Genomic DNA, 16,727 nt, shown 5'->3' with positions numbered 1-16,727 from the left:
TCAAGGAAAGGCCTCGGGGAAAGCTCCGTCTGCCGGACTTTTGCCAGACAAGCCTGCCGGCAGGGTGCCGGCGGGCTTGTTTGGCTGCGCTGTTTTTGCCGATACGCTCTGTCCGAGGGCATGCTCGTACCTGGGACCATGCGAGGTTTTGATATGAAAAAGAAGAGAATTCACAGGGTAGGAGCAGGACGGCTGAGAAGCTACAATGCAGTTATACTGCAAATCGTAAGCGATTACAGCCTGATGGTAAGGAGAGATCCATATGACAACCCGAACGAAACTGCCGTTTCAGGATAGGCGCCTGCCGCTGGAGGAACGGGTGCAGGACCTGGTGTCCCGCTTGACCTTGGAAGAGAAAATCAACCTCATGTGCCAGTACCAGGAGGAGATTCCGCGGCTCGGTATTCCCAGGTACAAGCACGGGACCGAAGGCGCCCACGGCGTGGCATGGCTTGGGGAGGCTACGGTTTTTCCGCAGAATATCGGGCTGGCCTGCACGTGGAACCCGGAGCTGCTGAAGAAGATCGGCTCGGTCATCGGCGATGAGGCCAGGGTGTACTACCAGCGCGACCCGGAGATCAACGGCCTGACGATTTGGGCGCCTACCGTGGACATGGAGCGGGATCCCCGCTGGGGACGGACGGAGGAGGCCTACGGTGAGGACCCGTATCTGACGGGCCGTCTCTCCACGGAGCTTGTGAAGGGCATGCAGGGCGATCATCCCTTTTATCTCAAAACGGCGGCCACGCTCAAGCACTTCCTCGGCAACAATAACGAGATCGGGCGCGGAGAATGCTCGGCCTCGATCGATCCGCGGAACCTGCGCGAGTATTATCTTAAGGCGTTCGAGCCGGCGTTTCGCGAAGGCGGCGCCCAGTCGATGATGACCGCCTACAATTCGGTGAACGGTACGCCGTGCAACCTGAACCCCGACGTGAACGCAATCGTGAAAGGGGAATGGGGCATGGACGGCTTCGTCGTCAGCGATGCGGGCGATGTGCTCGGGACGGTGAACGAGCACCGCTATTTCGCCTCGTATGCGGAGGCGGTCGCCGCATCGGTCTGCAGCGGCATCGACAGCATCACCGACGATGCCGGCATTACGCTGCGCGCCGTCAGGGATGCGCTGGAAGGGGGGCTCCTCACCGAGGAGGACCTCGACCGGGCGATCCGCAATGCGTTCCGCGTACGGCTTCGGCTCGGTGAATTCGACGGAGCGGAGGAGAATCCGTATGCGCATGTGCCGGAGGAGAAGCTGTGCGCGCCGGAGCATGCCGCGCTGTCCCTGCAGGCTGCCAGAGAAGGCTTCGTGCTCCTCAAGAACGACGGTCTGCTCCCGCTCCGGCAGCCGGCATCTCTGGCCGTGATCGGCCCGCTGGCGGATGTCGTCCATACGGACTGGTACAGCGGGACGCCGCCCTACCGCATCACCCCGCTGGAGGGGCTCGCGGGACGGATGGCGCCCGGGGCGGTTGCGCACCGGACGGGGGGCGACCGCATCCGGATCAAGTCGCTGCGCACCGGAGGGTATGTCCGGCTCGGAGGCACGGCCGGCCGGTTACTGACGGCGGACGGAACAGCCGAAGAGGCGGAAGTGTTCGAGCGGACCGACTGGGGCTGGGGAAGCGTCACGCTGAAAAGCGAAAGCAGCGGTCTGTACGTTACCGAAGGCGATGAGGGGCTGGCGGCTTCGTCGGCGGAGGCCAAGGGCTGGTTCGTCAAGGAAGCATTTGGCTTTGAGGAAGGTCCGGACGGCAGCTCGGTTTGGAAATCTTGGGAAGGCCGGGCGATCACTGCAGGAGTCCAGGGATTGACGGCAGCCGAAGTCGTGAACGAAGGCGCGGCAGCCGACGGGGAGGAGCGCTTCGTGCTCGAGCTGCTCGAGGACGGTCTGCAGGCGGCAGTGGAAGCGGCGCGCCGGGCCGATACGGCCGTCGTGTTCCTCGGCAATTCGCCGTTCATCAACGGCAAGGAATGCGTCGACCGGCCGGACCTGACGCTGGCGCCTGCCCAGGAAGCGCTGCTGCAGGCGGTGCAGGCGGCCAATCCCCGCACGGTGGCCATGCTGGTCGGCAGCTACCCGTTCGCGGTGAACTGGGCACAGGCTCATGTGCCGGCGATTCTGTATACGTCCCATGCTGGCCAGGAGCTTGGCCGCGCGGCGGCGGACGTGCTGTTCGGGGATTACAATCCGGGTGGCAGGCTGAACATGACCTGGTACAAGACGGCTGCGGATCTGCCGGACCTGCTCGATTACGATATCATCAAGGGGAAGCGCACGTACCAGTATTTTGACGGGGAGGTGCTGTATCCGTTCGGCCATGGGCTCTCTTACACGGAATTCCGCTACCTGGACATTCAGTTACCGGAAAAAGGGCAAAGCGGGGCGCTGGAAGAGGGAGCGGTCACGGTCCGGGTGACGGTACAGAACACCGGCAGCCGGGCGGGGGATGAGGTTGTCCAGCTCTATGTCAGGGCGGGGAAATCCCGGGTGCGGCGGCCCCTCAAGACGCTCGCCGGCTTCCGGAGAATCCATCTGCTCCCAGGGCAGACGGAAATCGTTGAGCTGACGGTACGGGCATCACAGCTGGCATTCTGGGATGTGACGCGGGAGATCTGGTGCGTGGAAGGCGGCACTTACCGCTTCATGGCCGGCGGTTCTTCCGGGAACCTTCCGCTCGCTGTTGAGCTCAAGGTGGAAGGTGAATCCGTGCCGCCGCGCCGGCTGGACGAGAGCGTGGCGGCGGCGAACTACGACGATTACGAAGGGGTCATTATTGAAGAGTGCCGCGAGGGAGGAACAAGCATACGCAGCTCCCAGGCAGGCGGCTGGATTGCGTTCCATGCATCGGACCTGGACGCCGGCACGGCAGCCTTCGAAGCGCGTGTCACGGCGCCGCAGCCGGGGGGCTCGATTGAGATCCGGCTGGACGCACCGGACGGACCATCCGCAGGCCGGGTTGCGGTGCCGCCGACCGGCGGATGGCAGGCATGGACGACGGTGAGCACGGCGCTGACCGGAGCGGCAGGCTTAAGGGATGTGTACCTTCTCTTCGAAGGGGCTGTACAGGTCAGCTGGGTAAGGCTGAAATAGCCTCTCCGGAGGCCGTGAGAAAGTTCAGAGAATGGCAGAAGCAGGGAGGGCACTTTGCCCGGATCTGCCGCCGCATGGTCCGCGTCCCTGCGCCTTCGAGCAGGACAAACGGAACGGAAGGGCTGGAGAGCCGCTTCGCGGACAGCAGGGCCGGCGAAGGGATCCGGCGGCCTCCCGCTAGAACCGCCCCACATGCAGACATAACGACAGACGGCCGCATCGGCGATGCGGCCGTCTGTCGTTTCTTTTCTCCGAAGGAGCACGATGGGCGCTGTATGGAACCGCCGGCGGTGACGGTACCATACTCTATCTTATGTAAATCTAGCAAACATGCATGTGCGGCCACCCTCCTGCAAACACACATTCTTCTCAGGGTCCAACCGGGAAGGGGCCGCCCAACATACAATGACATTACCTTAAGCGGAAGGAGGCGGCAGCGATGGGTTACGCAGGCGGAACTGGCGGCGGTGTATGGACCAGCACAGGTGTCATTCTGGTTCTCTTCATCCTTCTTGTTATCGTTTCCAAAGCGATCATCTAATCTGGGATGAACCATAGTTTGACAGACGAAGAGCCCGCTGCGGTGCAGCGGGCTCTTCGTCTGTGATGAGAGGAAAAGATAGGGACCGGGGATTCGCTATAGCTGCAATGGTAACCATTGGAGCGATTGGAGCGATTGAAGCAGGGGGACAGTCCCAACTGTCATTCGGCGTCCAAGGCGACAAGGAAGATGGCATATCTGGGGAGCAGGCCCGTCTGCTGCGCAGCCGATTAGGCCCCGCTTCCCCGGCAGGCTACAGCCAGGTGGTCTTCTCCTGGTACGGCTTGCGGGCCGTCGGAGGCGTGTCGCCCGCCGGATACCCGACGAAGACGGAGCCGATGACCTTCCGGTTCTCGGGGGACCCGAGGAAGGCATGCAGCCGCTCGTCACGGGCGAGGCCGATCCCGCGCGTCCGCCAGACCACGCCGAGCCCAAGTTCCTGTGCGGCAAGCCACATTGAGTGGATGGCGCAGGCGGCCGCATATTCATTATCCTCGGAGGACGCTTCGTCTCCAGGTACGATATCGGCCGTTACGACGATCACGAGCGGCGTGCTCTCAAGCACAAGCAGCGATTCCTTGACGAGGTGGGGCTTCGTAGGAAAGCGCTCTTCGAGGAACGTCCGTGCGATCGATTCGAAGCGGCTCTTGGCTTCGCCCCGCACGACATAAAAATGCCAGGGCTCGCGCAGCCGGTCGTTCGGCGCCCAGGTGGCCGCCTCGAGCAGCTTGTGAATGTTCTCCTCCTCCACTTCGCGGGGCTCGTATGTCCTGACGGCCCTGCGTTTTTTTAACCATGCGGCGGCATTCATCTTATTCATCATCCTTCGGTCTGGTATGGTAGAACATGAACCTCGACATGCTGTCAATCTACGAGTCTACCATATCTTGCCGAGCGGGTGAAGGCAGGGGAGGGGAAGAAGCAGGAATCTTCTGGTGGGATGTCGAAGTTTTGGGAGAAAGCCCGGATGTTGACTTATTCCAAGCAGGGAAAGGATGAGATTGATGCGCAAATCGATGATGATTTCCTTGACGGCGGCACTCGCATGCCTGGGGCCTCTCGTACCCGCCGCTTCGGCGGCAGAACCTGTTCCCTCCAATCTGTCGGTGAAGTGGGACGGGGAGCCGGCGGCACTGGCCAATAACGCGTTTCTGCTGGACAGCGTGCTCTATTCCCCCTATCAGCCGGCGGCGGCAGCGATGGGGGCCGAAGCCCAGTGGGATGCGGCGGCCAAGAGTCTCAGGCTGCACAAGGGAACGGTTACGGTCGAGTTGACGGCCGAGCCCTCCAAGACGGAAGGGTCCGAGCCGGATGGAGCGCCGCTGCTCGTCATCGGTGAGAATGCCTACGTGCCGGTTCGCTTCGTCTACGAGCGCTTCGGCTACAAGGTCGGGTATGAGCAGGCGACCCGTACGGTGCTCATCACCTCGGAGGGGACGGCTGAAGCAGGGAGCCACCAGGCGGCGATCATCGCCGATCTCGATCCGGAGAAGTCGACGGGCATGCGGATTGAGGGCATCACCGGGGACAAGCAGGGGCGCCTGTACACCGTAGACATGGACTCCAAGCGGCTGTTCCGGATTGTGCCCGAGACCGGCAAAACGGAGGTGCTGACCGTGCTCCCGCGGCCTGCCACCGGCATGACCTTCGGGCCGGACGGCGCCCTGTACATGGCCAGCGGCGGGGGACAGGGCGTGGAGGGCGTCATTCTCCGCGTTCCGGCTGAAGTGCTGCAGGGCGGGCCGTTCGACGCGTCCAAGGTCGAAACGTTCGTCAGCGGGACGACCGGTGCCAACGGCCTCGTCTTCGACGGCAGCGGCCGGCTGTATGTCAGCGGCGGTGTAAGCGGGAACGTATACGGCATCACGCCGGAGGGCACCAGCACGGTATGGGCGAGCGGGCTGAAGGCGGAGCGCGAGGAGCAGAAGATCACCGTGAACGGGCTGGCCTTCGATGCGGACGGGCGGCTCACGATAGCCAACACGAGCTCCGGCGAGATCTGGAAGGCACCCGTGAATCCGTCGGACGGGTCGATCGGGACCGCCGAGCTCTTCGCGAAGAGCCCGCTGCTGTACGGTGCGGACGGTATTGCGTTCGGACCGGACGGCGTCCTGTACGTGTGCGCCAACGAGCGCAATGCGATCGTGAAGGTGACGCCGGAGGGCGAGGTGTCGGAGCTGGCGGCGAACGTTAATGAGGGGCCGCTGGAATTCCCGGCGAGCGTCCACGTCATGGGCGGAGCGCTGTATATCAGCAACTTCGACCAGCCGCGCGGTGCGAACAAGCCGAACGAGCCGGGGATCGGCTCCTCGGTCGCGAAGATCGGCCTGCAGGGGACCGAGGCGGGCGGAACGTCTTCCCAGCACTAAGCTTAACCATCCGGGCGGACCCATTGGGTCTGCCCGGTTTGGTTGAGGATGGAACGTAGGGCAGCCCCATTCAACTAGCTTGGGGTGCAGCGTGAACCAGGGGGATCAATCAAGTAAGCGAAACAGGAAGAACAGCCGCTGGCCTGGAGAGCCGGCGGCTTTTTTGAGGCCAGGATAGGGGCGATGGACCGGACTCTGATTCATGAGCACGGCAGAGCACAGGTTCGTGACGCCATCCGCCATGATATTGCCCATGCGGTGCATCATATCCGGCAAATCCGGGAGACCCGGATCGTACATCACCTGTAGGCCGCTGAGCCGCGCGGGAGGGGGAAGAAGCTCTCGCCGGCGCAGCCCTGCAATATAAAGGAAGGGGGTCAAAAGGGAGTGCAAGTCCTGTGCGGTGCGGCTTCCACCGAACAGCCGGCCGGAGTGCGCCGGACAAAAGTAAGCTAGTAACGTCCAGGTAAGCTCTTGCGTAGAAGAGACGCTTCCGTTACGCTGGGGGGAGTACCATGCGAGGAGGATGACCGAATGAACTACAGACAGCTAGGTAATACGGAGCTTCGTGTCAGCGAGGTGAGCTTCGGCACTTGGGCCATCGGCGGCAGCTGGGGGCAGACGAGTGACGAGGAAGCGCTGCGCGGATTGCAGCGCGCGATGGACGAAGGCGTGAACTTCTTCGACACGGCGGATGTATACGGTTCCGGCCATGCGGAGGAGCTTCTGGCGAAGGCTACCCGCGGGCAGGAGGACCGGATTCACATCGCGACCAAGTTTTGCCGCGCGGGGGACATTCACGATCCGGCGACATACTCGGAAGCGCAGGTGCGCAGCTACTGCGAGAACTCCCTGAAGCGGCTGCAGCGCGAGCGCATCGACCTGTACCAGATCCACTGTCCGCCGCTTGCGATCCTGAAAGACGGCAGGGTCTTCGAAGTGCTGGACAAGCTGCAGCAGGAAGGCAAGATCCGCCATTACGGCGTCAGTGTGGAGACGGTGGAGGAAGGGTTGTTCTGTCTCGGCATACCTGGCGTGAAAGCGCTTCAGGTGATCTTCAACCTGTTCCGCCAGAAGCCGGCGGAGGAGCTGTTCCCGGCCGCGAGGGAAGCGGGCGTGGGCATTCTCGCCCGGCTGCCGCTGGCCAGCGGCCTGCTCACCGGCAAGTTCACGGAGGAGACTACCTTCGAAGCGGACGACCACCGGAACTTTAACGCCAATGGCGAGCAATTCAATGTCGGCGAGACCTTCGCCGGGCTGCCGTTCGCCACAGGCGTGAAGCTGTCGAGGGAGCTCGCTTGGATCGCTGAAGGCCGCGAGAGCATGGCGCAGGCGGCGATGCGCTGGATTCTCGAGGATGAGAATGTAACCTGCGTCATCCCGGGCTTCAAGAGCGTGCGCCAGGTCGAAGACAACCTGCGTGCGGCGGAGGCACGGCCGTTCTCGGCGGAGGAGCTCGAGCGGCTGCGCTCGTTCTACCGCGAATCGGTGGCCTCGCAGATCCGCGGGCCTTACTGACGGCCGGCCACAGAGGCCGACGGACGCGCTCCTTGCGGGGCGTGATACGGCTTCGCCGTTACCTGCTGTCCAGAAGGACGGCCTTGTGTTTTTAACCAACAGATTCGATCATTAACCCTACTGTGCTTATTCACTTAAGGGGCCGCGGGATACGCGGCCGATGATTCCAAAGAGACTCCCTTGAGCATGGGGATCGAAGCTGCGAAGCGTGTACTTAACCAGGCGTGACTCAAGATGGAATGAGGAAGTTCCGTACGCGAACTTCGGAGACGCTTCGTGTGCGGTTATTCTCGAACGCAGGGAAAATACAGAATGCGGATTTATTGACTCCAACTACTTTACAGACATAATACAGTACTGCTTCCGGCCAAAGGCATGTCCGCAATGTATGATGAAGAGCTGTGCGACCAGGACCGTCGACTCGAATGGCTGCCTTTCACTCCGGAGAATGCTATTGGAAAAGCACACCTTGCCATTGAGCAGCTGCTTCAGCAGCATGGACTTTCAAAATCGGATGTGAGGAAATATTTTATCTCCCAGTTTTCGAAGAAGAGCCTCGAAGTGCTGTCCGGTCTGCTTAAGGAAGATCCCGCCAAATTCAAATTTGTGGGAGATGCACATGGCTATACAGGGACGAGCAGTCCGCTCCTGGCTTTCGCGAAATCCATCGAAGACCATGACATCGAACGTGAGGATGTCGTTGTATTCTGGTCTGTAGGTGAAGGAATCACCTCCTGCAGTGTCATTTACCGATATTAAGTACAAGATCTTAATATTGAAAAAACCTCTCCAGTTCCCGCGAAGCGATGCGGGGAAGGCTGGAGAGGTTTTCTTATGTGCGGGTAAAGAGGGGCCTACAAAGCTGCAAACGCAGGCTGATGTATGAGTCGGATAGGGCCGCTATGTATCGGTGTCCCAGACGGATTCACCGTTATAGGCGCTCGGAGCCGCGCTGAACATGCATTGTCCCTGTCCGGGAGCGATGCTCAGAATGGCAGTGAAGCGGGTCCGGGGGTGGATGAACAGGAGGCCCTGCCGGAGGCAGTCGTACAGATAGATGCCGGGATGATCTTCATGGAATCCCATGCGCTCGAGCGTCCTGCGGCCGGCCGCCGATACGGCGTGCGCGATGATGCGGCGGATAAAAAAGCCCTGCCGCCTCAGCCGGGTGAGATGCTTCGAGAGCAGATCGAACAGGTAGGCGGACCGCAGGCGCGGATACCTCATCTTGTCGATCGCGATGCCGCAGAGATAAGCGTCGTACGGGCCGATTCGCCGGTAAGGCAGGGTGTGCCGTTCCACCCTTTGTTCGTCAAAGCTGCCGCTGCGGATCTCCCGGTAAATGGCACGGGGAATCGGATAGAGAGAAACATAGCCCATGAGTTCCTCGCTGTCCCATACCGCAATATCCGTGCGCGGATTTACCCGGAGCCGCCGCTCCGTCGTCGCTGCGTCAATCCGGTGGCTTGGAGGGAACACTTTGGCGTCAAGCGCAAGCAGTCGTTCCATGTTCCCACAGTGAATATATGCAATGCAGAAAGTCCCAACTCCCAACGTGGTGTAATGGCGGGCTACCCCATCTATATTCCGTCGGCCCGGGGCGTATTCCTGCCGGTGGGCCTCTCTTCATAAGAACTTTACAATTCCGCAATGTCCACTTAACGCCCCCATAACAACGATCCCGTATACTTCAGTAGGCAAACCAGACCATAACAGATTCGGGAGGGCTCTCATGCAAAAGAAGCGCAAAACCATCGGACTCATCGGACTATTGACCGTACTCGCCCTGACCGGATGCGGCACCAAAGCCCAGCCGGGCGCCACCGCCCCGGCGGCCGGAGCGGGAACACAGGAGAAAGCCGCCGCGTCCAGCCCACTGTCGGGAACGCTGAATTTCTATACGTCCCAGCCTGAGGAGGACGTGACGAAGCTGGTCGCCGCCTTCCAGGGCAAGCATCCGGACGTGCGGGTCGCCCCGTTCCGCTCCGGAACCGAGGAGGTCATCGCGAAGCTGCAGGCGGAGAAGCAGGCCGGCAAGGTGCAGGCGGACCTGCTGCTGCTGGCTGACAGCGTCACCTTCGAATCGCTGAAGCGGCAGGATCTGCTCGCCTTCTACAAGTCGCCGGAGGCGGCCAAGCTCCCGCAGGGCTATACCGACGGGGACGGAGCCTACACCGGCACCAAGATCATCGCCACCGTGCTCGCTGTTCATACAGGCAAGGTGACATCTCTGCCTTCTTCGTGGAAGGCGCTCACGGCGCCGGAGAACAAGAATGCGACTGTGATGCCGAGTCCGCTGTATTCCGGCGCGGCCGCTTACAATATCGGCGTGTTCACCCGGTCGGAGGGACTCGGCTGGGACTACCTCCGCAGCCTCAAGGAGGGCGGCATGACAGTCGTCAAGGGCAACGGCGCCGTGCTGAAGTCCGTCGCCTCGGGCGAGAAGTCCATGGCGATGGTGGTCGACTATCTCGTCGCGCGGGAGAAGGCCAAGGGTTCGCCGGTTGATCTCGTGTACCCGTCCGAGGGGGTGCCGGTCATCACCGAGCCGATCGCGATCGTCAAGAATACGCCGAATCAGAAGCTGGCCGAAGCGTTCGTGGACTTCGTGCTCTCGGCAGAAGGGCAGACGCTGGCCTCCAAGCTTGGTTATACGCCGCTTCGTGAAGGCGTCTCTGCCCCTCCGGGTCTGAAGGCCCTGAAGGACATCAAGGTGCTGGCCGCCAGCCCGGCAGAGCTCGTGGAAGCGAGAGAAGCGGATAAGAAGCGCTTCACCGAGGTGTTCGGCCAATAATGAAGGAATCGGATCTGCGCAGCCGTAAGGAAACGCTCCGGGGAGCACCGCTTCCTGCCGATGAGATGATCGGAGAAGGAGGTACGGGTGAGAGACTCCCGGTCCCGGGGCCAATACAAGAAAAAGAACGGCGCGGGAGACCACAGAAGGATCAAGGGAGTGGAGCAGGGAGGGTTCCGTCTGCGGGAAGCCGGCAGGAATCCACTGCGGCCTCCTTCCGGAAGGCCGGCCGCCTTCTGCTGCGGTACGCCGGCCTCGCGCTGCTGCTCCTGTTCTTCGTGCTGCCGCTGATGAAGCTCGCCGGGCTGAGCTTGACGGAAGGCGCCGGGGCCGGCTTCACGCTGCGGCACTACGAAGAGCTCCTGCGGGAGCCCCGCCTATGGAAGACGCTGAGGGACACGGCGGTCATCGTAGCCGGTGCCTCCGGTCTGTCGCTGCTCCTCGGGGCGGCTGCGGCCTGGTTCATGGCTTATACTGACCTGCGGGGCAAGGCTTGGCTGCATGCCCTGCTGCTGCTGCCGTTCCTGCTGCCGTCGTATGTGCTGACCCTCTCCTGGTCATCGCTGAACGGTACCCAAGGCTGGATCGCAGCCCTGCTGGGGATGATCCGGCCGGAGGCTGTGCCCTGGAGCATCTACAGCCATGGCGGGATCATTCTTGTGATGGGGATCCATCACTTCCCGCTCGTCTACCTGCTGACGCTGGACACCCTGCGGCGCATCCCGCGGGAGGCGGAAGAGGCTGCCCGGGCGTCGGGGCTAGGCCGATGGAAGACGCTGCTCCTCATCACGCTGCCGCTGGCGGCGCCGGGGCTGACCGGCGGAACGCTGCTGGCGTTCCTTGCGTCGCTCGACAACTTCGGCATCCCCGCTTTCCTTGGGCTGCCCGCGGGCATCTCCGTGCTGAGCACACGCATCTACGAGGAGACGGTGAGCTTCGGCCCGGCGGCGTTCCCGCGAGCTGCGTCGCTGTCCGTGCTTCTCGCGGTCATCGCCGCGGGCGGCGCTCTGCTGCAGCGGCTCTCGGTCCGCCGCAGCGGGGTGCAGGAGACGCGCGCGCCGGAGACGGCCGCCCGCCTGCACCTTGGGCGGTGGCGTCCGGCAGCTGAAGCGGCCTTCGCCGGCGGGCTGCTCCTCGTGACGGTGCTGCCGCTGCTATCGATGACCGCCACGTCGCTGAAGCGGGCCTACGGGCTTCCCTTCGGGCCGGCCAACGCCACGCTTGCGAATTACCGCTACATCCTTCTGGAGAACCCGAAGGTGTGGCGGGCGATCGGCAACTCGCTGCTGCTCTCGGGGACCGCGGCGGCGGTCATCCTGGTCCTTGGGACAGCGCTCGCCTATCTGTTCGTCCGCCGGCCCTCGGGGTGGACGAGGGCGGCGGAGCTGGGACTCGCGCTGCCCTACACGCTGCCGGGGATCGTCTTCGGACTGGCGATGATCCTGACCTGGATGGAGCCCCTGCCGGGATGGAACCCGGGGATCTACGGCTCCGGGGCGATCCTGCTCATCGCCTATATCTGCCGGTTTCTCGTGCTTCAGCTGCGGGCAGCTCTGGCGGCCTTCGCCCAGGTGGAGCCCGCTATGGAAGAAGCCGCCCGGGCGGGCGGCTCGGCACGGACCGCGGTCTGGCGCACCGTCCTGCTGCCGCTGCTGCTGCCGGGGCTGGCAGGGGGCGCGCTGCTCGTCTTCTTCACCGCGCTGACGGAGCTGACGGTCTCCGCGCTGCTCTGGTCGCCGGGGGCCGAGACGATCGGCATCGTGATTTTCGGCTTCGAGCAGGGCGGCGACACGGTCTATTCGACGGCACTGTCATCGCTCCTTGTAGTCCTGCTCGCCGCAGGCTGTGGGGTGCTGGCCGGCGTACGGTACATCGCAGGAAAGCGAGGCATCAGGAAACCATGAGCAAAGCAAATATGCTGACTGCAAGCAGGGCAGAGGCAGGGGGCGATGCCCCGGAGGCTCCTCTGATCGAGCTGCGGGGCGTCTCCAAGAGGTTCGGCCGGGACACGGCCCTTCATCCGGTAGAGCTGCGTCTGCAGCCGGGCGAATTCACAGCGGTGCTCGGTCCCTCGGGGTGCGGCAAAACGACGCTGCTGCGCCTGCTCGCCGGCTTTGAGGCCCCGAGCTCCGGTGAGATCCGGATGAACGGGGAACTCGTCGCGGGCGGAGGTTCTCTCGTGCCTCCCGAACAGAGAGGGCTCGGCATGGTGTTCCAGCATTTCGCGCTCTGGCCGCACATGACGGTGGCCGAGCATATCCGGTTTCCCCTGCGGCACCAACGGCCTCAGGATCCGGCAGCTGCGTGCGAGAATCGGGTCCGTGAGGTCATGGAGGCGCTCGGCCTCACCGACCTGGCGCACCGGAGACCGCACCAGCTCTCCGGTGGGCAGAAGCAGCGGGTGGCATTGGGCCGCGCGATTGCGGGGCGTCCCCGGCTGCTCCTGATGGACGAGCCGCTCAGCGCGCTCGATGCCCTGCTGCGGGTGGAGATGCGCCGAGAGATCCAGGAAGCGCACCGGCTGAGCGGGGCCGCGGTAGTCTACGTCACCCACGATCAGGGGGAGGCGCTCGCCATGGCGGACCGGGTGATCGTCATGAACCAGGGGCGGATCGAGCAGGAGGGAACCCCCGAGGAGGTATACCTGCGGCCGGCCACCCCGTTCACCGCCCGGTTCGTCTCCAAGGCGAACCTCATCGCGGGAAGCTGGGAAGGGAGCGGGTTCCGCCCCCATGCGGGAGGCGGAGCGGCGGTGTGGCCCTGCGCCGATATCCCGCCGGCCTTCCGGGAGCAAGGGGTGCTGCCGGCCCGGCCGGATCAGCTGATGCTCGGCCCTGCCGCGGCTGAGGGGATCCCCGCCCGGGTGACGGCGGCACAGTTCCAGGGAAGCGAATATCATTATTACGTCGATACCGGAGACGAAGTATGGGAGATTCATTCCGCGCAGCGCTGGGCCGGCGGCTCGCAGGTCACTGTGCGCTGGGGCGGCGGGGAGCGCCTGGGATGCTGAACCCGCAGGAGCTGCGTATGGGGACGCAGCACAAAGAAACCAAGGGAGCCTGGAGGGCAGTCTTCCTTGGTTTCTTTATCATCGGCCGTCGCCGGAGCAGCCAAAAAGCCGGCTTCGCAGCGGGCTTTGCTCGGGATAGCATTCCCAATCATACGGAAGCGCTGTTCACGGAAACCGCCCCGACGCCGCTTTTGCGCAGCTGGACGGTGAAGGAGGTTTCACCCGGACGGGAGTCAAAGGAGAGTACGCCGGCATGCTGCTCGACGAGCTGCTTGCAGATGGCCAGACCCAGCCCGGTCCCCGTCGTTTTGCTCGTTACGAACGGCGAGAACAGCTTGTCCCTGACATCCGGCGGGATGCCCGGGCCGTTATCCGTCACCCGGATGTACGTGTGGTCGGGGTCCTCGTAGCCCTGGATGGAGATGATCTTCGGTGCGGAGGGCTCCATGTGCTGCACCGCATCAATGCTGTTGTTGATGAGATTGATGAGCACCTGCTGCATGCCCACCTGCTGGACGCTCAGCCGGATATTCGTACCTTTCACGCCGGAGAGCAGCTCAATGCCTTCGCTGCTGAGCCGCGGTGCGACCAGGTTGACGATGCCGAGAATGAGCTCTTCCATGCCAACCTCACGGAAAGGCTCCTGCTCCTTGTTCTTGGAGAAGTTCAGGAAGTTGTTGATATGCATCTGGATCGTATTGAATTCTTCCTGGATGATCGATACATAATTCTTCACGGCACCGGCCGATTCGGCGGGAATCTTCGAGGTAAGCAGCTTCAGGAACCCGGAGATGGTCGTCAGCGGGTTGCGGATCTCATGGGCCATGCTGGCCGCCAGCTTGCCGGCCATCTGCAGCCGCTCCTTGTGCATTTGGTTCATGGCAGAATCGAGCTGCCGTTGGGAATGCTCCCAGAAGCCCGAGGAGATCACGTACTGGATCTCATCGATCCGCGCATGAATCCGCGGCATGTCGGTGACCAGTTCGTCGCCCGATACGAGCCCTTCCGTAAAGAACTCGGCAGAGACGGCCTGGAGGAGCGCACGCCACAGATGGGAGCTCTCCAGCAGATGAGTGGGCGGTGTGCTCATCGACACGTGATAACGGGTGAGCGCCGGAATCATGGGGAAGAGCGGGTGAAGCTCCAAAGGGATATGCCAGTCGTTGACCAGGTGAAAATAGGATTCGGCCGTCCGCAGCAGCTCTGCGGAATCATACCTGCCGGGATAGCGTTCTTCCACTTCGCCGACCCACTGACTGATGATGGGATTCTTTTGCGATAACAGCAATCCTTGAAGGGTAGTAGACATCCTGCCTGCATATGCTCCTTTTGTGTATCAATCCATATGGAGTTGTCTGCGGTCGATTTCATCCCGCAGCAAGCGGACGAAGCTGGGCTCCAGGTTCAGATCGAGAGCGAGGAAATAAGCCTCCAACAGATCTTCATCCGATAATTTTTCAAGGGAATGATTCAAGCTGGTAACCTCCAAAGGACAAATTCTCACGAGATCAGAAGCTTTGTTGCCAAGTGGGTGTATTGCTGTTCTGATAGTCGCTGATCACGCATGGACTGCCCCTGCAGACAGTTCAGCCGTTTGGGTTAGACTCACGGCAGCCCGGCAGCCATGGAACAAGATTGTTCGGTAGGCCCGTGGCTTTGCGTCCTCCCCTTTAGAGGAGTTTGCCTTTGTCGGAAGTTATAATTCTATTGTAGTAATTCCTTGCTGGTTTGTATAGACTCCGGAACCACTTTCGGTAGATTTCGTTTAAAAAAACTGTGGCTTTCGCTCTAAAAAACAGGTAAAAAATAGAAAAAGGTGCAACAAATGAGCGGGAGGAGGCGTTAGAAATATATGGTAAATTAAACCATATATAGAAATAAGGAGTGTGTTTTGCGGTGAAATGTTTGAAGGCTTCCCATTCCCGTACCGGTTTGCTGGGGACATCGCTGCTGCTGTCCTCCCTTTTGCTGACGGCCGCAGCCCCGAATTCAGCCCAAGCTGCAGAAGGACCGCGGCTCTTTTTGTCCTCAGCCGCCAGGCATAATGTAGTCATCGATGCGTCAGGGTCCCTGTGGTATTGGGGAAATAGGGCACAGGTCACAGGCGGAGAGACCATCGTGCTCGATAACAAGCCCGAACGGATCACGACTCTCGCCGGAGCGAAGCAGATCTCGGCTTCCGTGAAGCGGAATCTGATCCTGAAAGAGGACGGGACCGTGTGGACCTGGTCGTGCGATTGGGTGATCGACCCGAATACGAGAGAGGGAGGGTCGAAGTTTTCCGCTCCCCAGCAGATGGCTGGGTTATCCCATATCGTGAAAGTATCTGCCGGCATGTCAATGTATGCCGCGCTGGATAAGGACGGGCGGGTATGGATGTGGATCGATCCGCCCTATGGGCAAGGAGAAGCGAGCCTCGTTCCGGATGTGTCGGATGCAGTCGATATCTCGGCAGGCGGTGACCGTCTTGTCATTGTGAAGAAGGATGGGACCGTGTGGCAGTGGATGCAGTTCAAAGGCATGAACCTGAACCCTGACAAGAAATTTACTAAGGTGGAAGGACTGGAAGGGGTCGTAAAGCTGTCACAAGGCGAAGAGGCGGCCCATCATATGGCGATAGACAAGAATGGAGACGTATGGGGCTGGGGGAATAATTTGGTCAATCAGGTTGGACCTCAGACCGAACCTGTACCCGACCGGGACAAACCGGTGATCGGGAAGCCGGTCAAAATCCAAGGACTTAGTCACGTGACCGAAGTGACCACTACTTCTTTGTCCACCCTCGCCTTGAGCGAGGACGGCTCGGTATATTACTGGGGATTGAACCCGGCCTGGGCGTGGGGATCGAAAGAGAAGATGAAGTGGGATACTCCCCAACCATGGGCAGGCCTTCGAGACATTATCGCAGTAGAAGCGGGGGAGAGCCATTATCTTGCGCTTCAAAAGGATGGGACACTTTGGGCATGGGGTGAGAATCAGCTCGGCCAGCTCGGTGACGCTACGTTCCGTAAATCTATGACACCGGTGCAGGTCAAGCTGCCGTAAGCGCTGGAAACGGTAGTATGCGGCGGGAAGGCCGTGCTCCCTGTTCCAGCAAAGCATAAGCCCCTTGACCCGTCAAGGCCGGTCACACCGGTATGGCTGGTCAAGGGGCTTTTTGAAAAGTTAAGAACGATTTAGCTCGTCTTAGTTTTCCGCTTTCTGCTAAGCAATCAGGGACTCGTCCGCGAGCAAATAGTAGAACTCGCCGTCCGCTGCGTGGACTACGATGCGGCCTGCCGCGTCGGTGTCCATATCGAGCACCTCGGCAGGTGTGAGGATGCGCAGCTCGCGGGTGATGCTATGTAGGACATGATAGGTCATAAGGGCATTCTCCGTTGATCAAAGTGGACCGGACAACT

15 protein-coding genes and 1 riboswitch are annotated in these 16,727 nt (G+C 61.5%); of the genes, 10 read left to right on the top strand and 5 right to left on the bottom strand.

The annotated features are described in order from the left end of the window. Window positions 1-262 precede the first annotated feature (262 nt). Together ACP26L_RS22945 and ACP26L_RS22940 are read left to right on the top strand one after the other, a co-directional pair. Entirely contained in the window at window positions 263-3,094 is a 2,832-nt protein-coding gene (locus tag ACP26L_RS22945) for a glycoside hydrolase family 3 C-terminal domain-containing protein (RefSeq protein WP_426446694.1), read from the top strand. A 439-nt stretch (window positions 3,095-3,533) separates the two neighbouring features. Continuing rightward, entirely contained in the window at window positions 3,534-3,635 is a 102-nt protein-coding gene (locus tag ACP26L_RS22940) for a sporulation protein YjcZ (protein WP_426446692.1), read from the top strand. 253 nt (window positions 3,636-3,888) lie between these two features. On the opposite strand, the gene ACP26L_RS22935 is transcribed toward ACP26L_RS22940, so the two are convergent. Further along, window positions 3,889-4,446: a nitroreductase family protein gene (locus ACP26L_RS22935; RefSeq protein ID WP_426446691.1), complete on the bottom strand. Its 558-nt coding sequence runs from the start codon at window positions 4,444-4,446 to the stop codon at window positions 3,889-3,891. A gap of 193 nt (window positions 4,447-4,639) precedes the next feature. Here ACP26L_RS22935 and ACP26L_RS22930 point away from each other — a divergent pair, with 193 nt between their 5' ends. From ACP26L_RS22930 to ACP26L_RS22915, 4 genes are all read left to right on the top strand, one after another. Further along, window positions 4,640-6,004 carry an SMP-30/gluconolactonase/LRE family protein gene (locus ACP26L_RS22930; RefSeq protein WP_426446690.1) on the top strand — a complete coding sequence of 455 codons (1,365 nt, stop codon included), beginning with the start codon at window positions 4,640-4,642 and terminating at the stop codon, window positions 6,002-6,004. Window positions 6,005-6,187: 183 nt separating this feature from the next. Further along, on the top strand, window positions 6,188-6,313 hold the full coding sequence (locus ACP26L_RS22925; protein ID WP_426446689.1) for a hypothetical protein: 126 nt from the start codon (window positions 6,188-6,190) through the stop codon (window positions 6,311-6,313). A gap of 225 nt (window positions 6,314-6,538) precedes the next feature. After that, complete coding sequence (locus tag ACP26L_RS22920) at window positions 6,539-7,522, top strand: aldo/keto reductase (RefSeq protein ID WP_426446687.1); 984 nt, start codon at window positions 6,539-6,541, stop codon at window positions 7,520-7,522. A 384-nt stretch (window positions 7,523-7,906) separates the two neighbouring features. Next, window positions 7,907-8,281 (top strand): 3-oxoacyl-[acyl-carrier-protein] synthase III C-terminal domain-containing protein, encoded by a 375-nt coding sequence (locus ACP26L_RS22915; protein ID WP_426446685.1) that lies wholly within the window; start codon window positions 7,907-7,909, stop codon window positions 8,279-8,281. Between the two features lie 141 nt (window positions 8,282-8,422). Here the strand turns inward: ACP26L_RS22915 and ACP26L_RS22910 are convergent, their stop codons facing one another. Continuing rightward, the gene (locus ACP26L_RS22910) at window positions 8,423-9,031 is read right to left on the bottom strand and encodes a hypothetical protein (protein WP_426446684.1); all 609 of its coding nucleotides are present in this window, start codon (window positions 9,029-9,031) and stop codon (window positions 8,423-8,425) included. A 223-nt stretch (window positions 9,032-9,254) separates the two neighbouring features. On the opposite strand from ACP26L_RS22910, the gene ACP26L_RS22905 reads away from it, so the two are divergent. The 3 genes from ACP26L_RS22905 to ACP26L_RS22895 are packed head-to-tail and all read left to right on the top strand — an operon-like array spanning window position 9,255 to window position 13,326. Further along, a complete protein-coding gene (locus ACP26L_RS22905; RefSeq protein ID WP_426446682.1) occupies window positions 9,255-10,316 on the top strand; it encodes an ABC transporter substrate-binding protein in 1,062 nt (353 codons plus the stop codon). Beyond that, complete coding sequence (locus ACP26L_RS22900) at window positions 10,316-12,220, top strand: ABC transporter permease (protein ID WP_426446680.1); 1,905 nt, start codon at window positions 10,316-10,318, stop codon at window positions 12,218-12,220. The genes ACP26L_RS22905 and ACP26L_RS22900 overlap by 1 nt, the downstream gene beginning before the upstream one ends. After that, the gene (locus ACP26L_RS22895) at window positions 12,217-13,326 is read left to right on the top strand and encodes an ABC transporter ATP-binding protein (protein ID WP_426446678.1); all 1,110 of its coding nucleotides are present in this window, start codon (window positions 12,217-12,219) and stop codon (window positions 13,324-13,326) included. Before ACP26L_RS22900 ends, ACP26L_RS22895 begins: the two co-directional genes overlap by 4 nt. Window positions 13,327-13,474: 148 nt before the next feature. On the opposite strand, the gene ACP26L_RS22890 is transcribed toward ACP26L_RS22895, so the two are convergent. After that, on the bottom strand, window positions 13,475-14,614 hold the full coding sequence (locus ACP26L_RS22890; RefSeq protein ID WP_426446676.1) for a sensor histidine kinase: 1,140 nt from the start codon (window positions 14,612-14,614) through the stop codon (window positions 13,475-13,477). A gap of 48 nt (window positions 14,615-14,662) precedes the next feature. Further along, the gene (sda, locus tag ACP26L_RS22885) at window positions 14,663-14,800 is read right to left on the bottom strand and encodes a sporulation histidine kinase inhibitor Sda (protein WP_426446675.1); all 138 of its coding nucleotides are present in this window, start codon (window positions 14,798-14,800) and stop codon (window positions 14,663-14,665) included. A 132-nt stretch (window positions 14,801-14,932) separates the two neighbouring features. Further along, window positions 14,933-15,021: riboswitch (cyclic di-GMP riboswitch) on the bottom strand. A 201-nt stretch (window positions 15,022-15,222) separates the two neighbouring features. Here sda and ACP26L_RS22880 point away from each other — a divergent pair. After that, complete coding sequence (locus ACP26L_RS22880) at window positions 15,223-16,371, top strand: RCC1 domain-containing protein (protein WP_426446673.1); 1,149 nt, start codon at window positions 15,223-15,225, stop codon at window positions 16,369-16,371. Window positions 16,372-16,530: 159 nt separating this feature from the next. Here ACP26L_RS22880 and ACP26L_RS22875 read toward each other — a convergent pair whose 3' ends face one another. Next, on the bottom strand, window positions 16,531-16,689 hold the full coding sequence (locus ACP26L_RS22875; protein WP_426446671.1) for a hypothetical protein: 159 nt from the start codon (window positions 16,687-16,689) through the stop codon (window positions 16,531-16,533). Window positions 16,690-16,727: the final 38 nt, after the last annotated feature.

This window comes from Paenibacillus sp. S-38, assembly GCF_049942825.1.
In the GTDB taxonomy this organism is placed as follows: domain Bacteria; phylum Bacillota; class Bacilli; order Paenibacillales; family NBRC-103111; genus Paenibacillus_G.
This window is presented reverse-complemented; position numbering and strand designations above follow the sequence as displayed.

Bases quoted from the DNA above. Each gene is read 5' to 3' on its own strand.
- ACP26L_RS22910 (WP_426446684.1), bottom strand. From the start codon at position 9,031: ATGGAACGACTGCTTGCGCTTGACGCCAAAGTGTTCCCTCCAAGCCAC.
- ACP26L_RS22925 (WP_426446689.1), top strand. From the start codon at position 6,188: ATGGACCGGACTCTGATTCATGAGCACGGCAGAGCACAGGTTCGTGAC.
- ACP26L_RS22875 (WP_426446671.1), bottom strand. From the start codon at position 16,689: ATGACCTATCATGTCCTACATAGCATCACCCGCGAGCTGCGCATCCTC.
- ACP26L_RS22945 (WP_426446694.1), top strand. From the start codon at position 263: ATGACAACCCGAACGAAACTGCCGTTTCAGGATAGGCGCCTGCCGCTG.
- ACP26L_RS22915 (WP_426446685.1), top strand. From the start codon at position 7,907: ATGTATGATGAAGAGCTGTGCGACCAGGACCGTCGACTCGAATGGCTG.
- ACP26L_RS22900 (WP_426446680.1), top strand. From the start codon at position 10,316: ATGAAGGAATCGGATCTGCGCAGCCGTAAGGAAACGCTCCGGGGAGCA.
- ACP26L_RS22940 (WP_426446692.1), top strand. From the start codon at position 3,534: ATGGGTTACGCAGGCGGAACTGGCGGCGGTGTATGGACCAGCACAGGT.
- ACP26L_RS22895 (WP_426446678.1), top strand. From the start codon at position 12,217: ATGAGCAAAGCAAATATGCTGACTGCAAGCAGGGCAGAGGCAGGGGGC.
- ACP26L_RS22920 (WP_426446687.1), top strand. From the start codon at position 6,539: ATGAACTACAGACAGCTAGGTAATACGGAGCTTCGTGTCAGCGAGGTG.
- ACP26L_RS22905 (WP_426446682.1), top strand. From the start codon at position 9,255: ATGCAAAAGAAGCGCAAAACCATCGGACTCATCGGACTATTGACCGTA.
- ACP26L_RS22930 (WP_426446690.1), top strand. From the start codon at position 4,640: ATGCGCAAATCGATGATGATTTCCTTGACGGCGGCACTCGCATGCCTG.
- ACP26L_RS22935 (WP_426446691.1), bottom strand. From the start codon at position 4,446: ATGAATGCCGCCGCATGGTTAAAAAAACGCAGGGCCGTCAGGACATAC.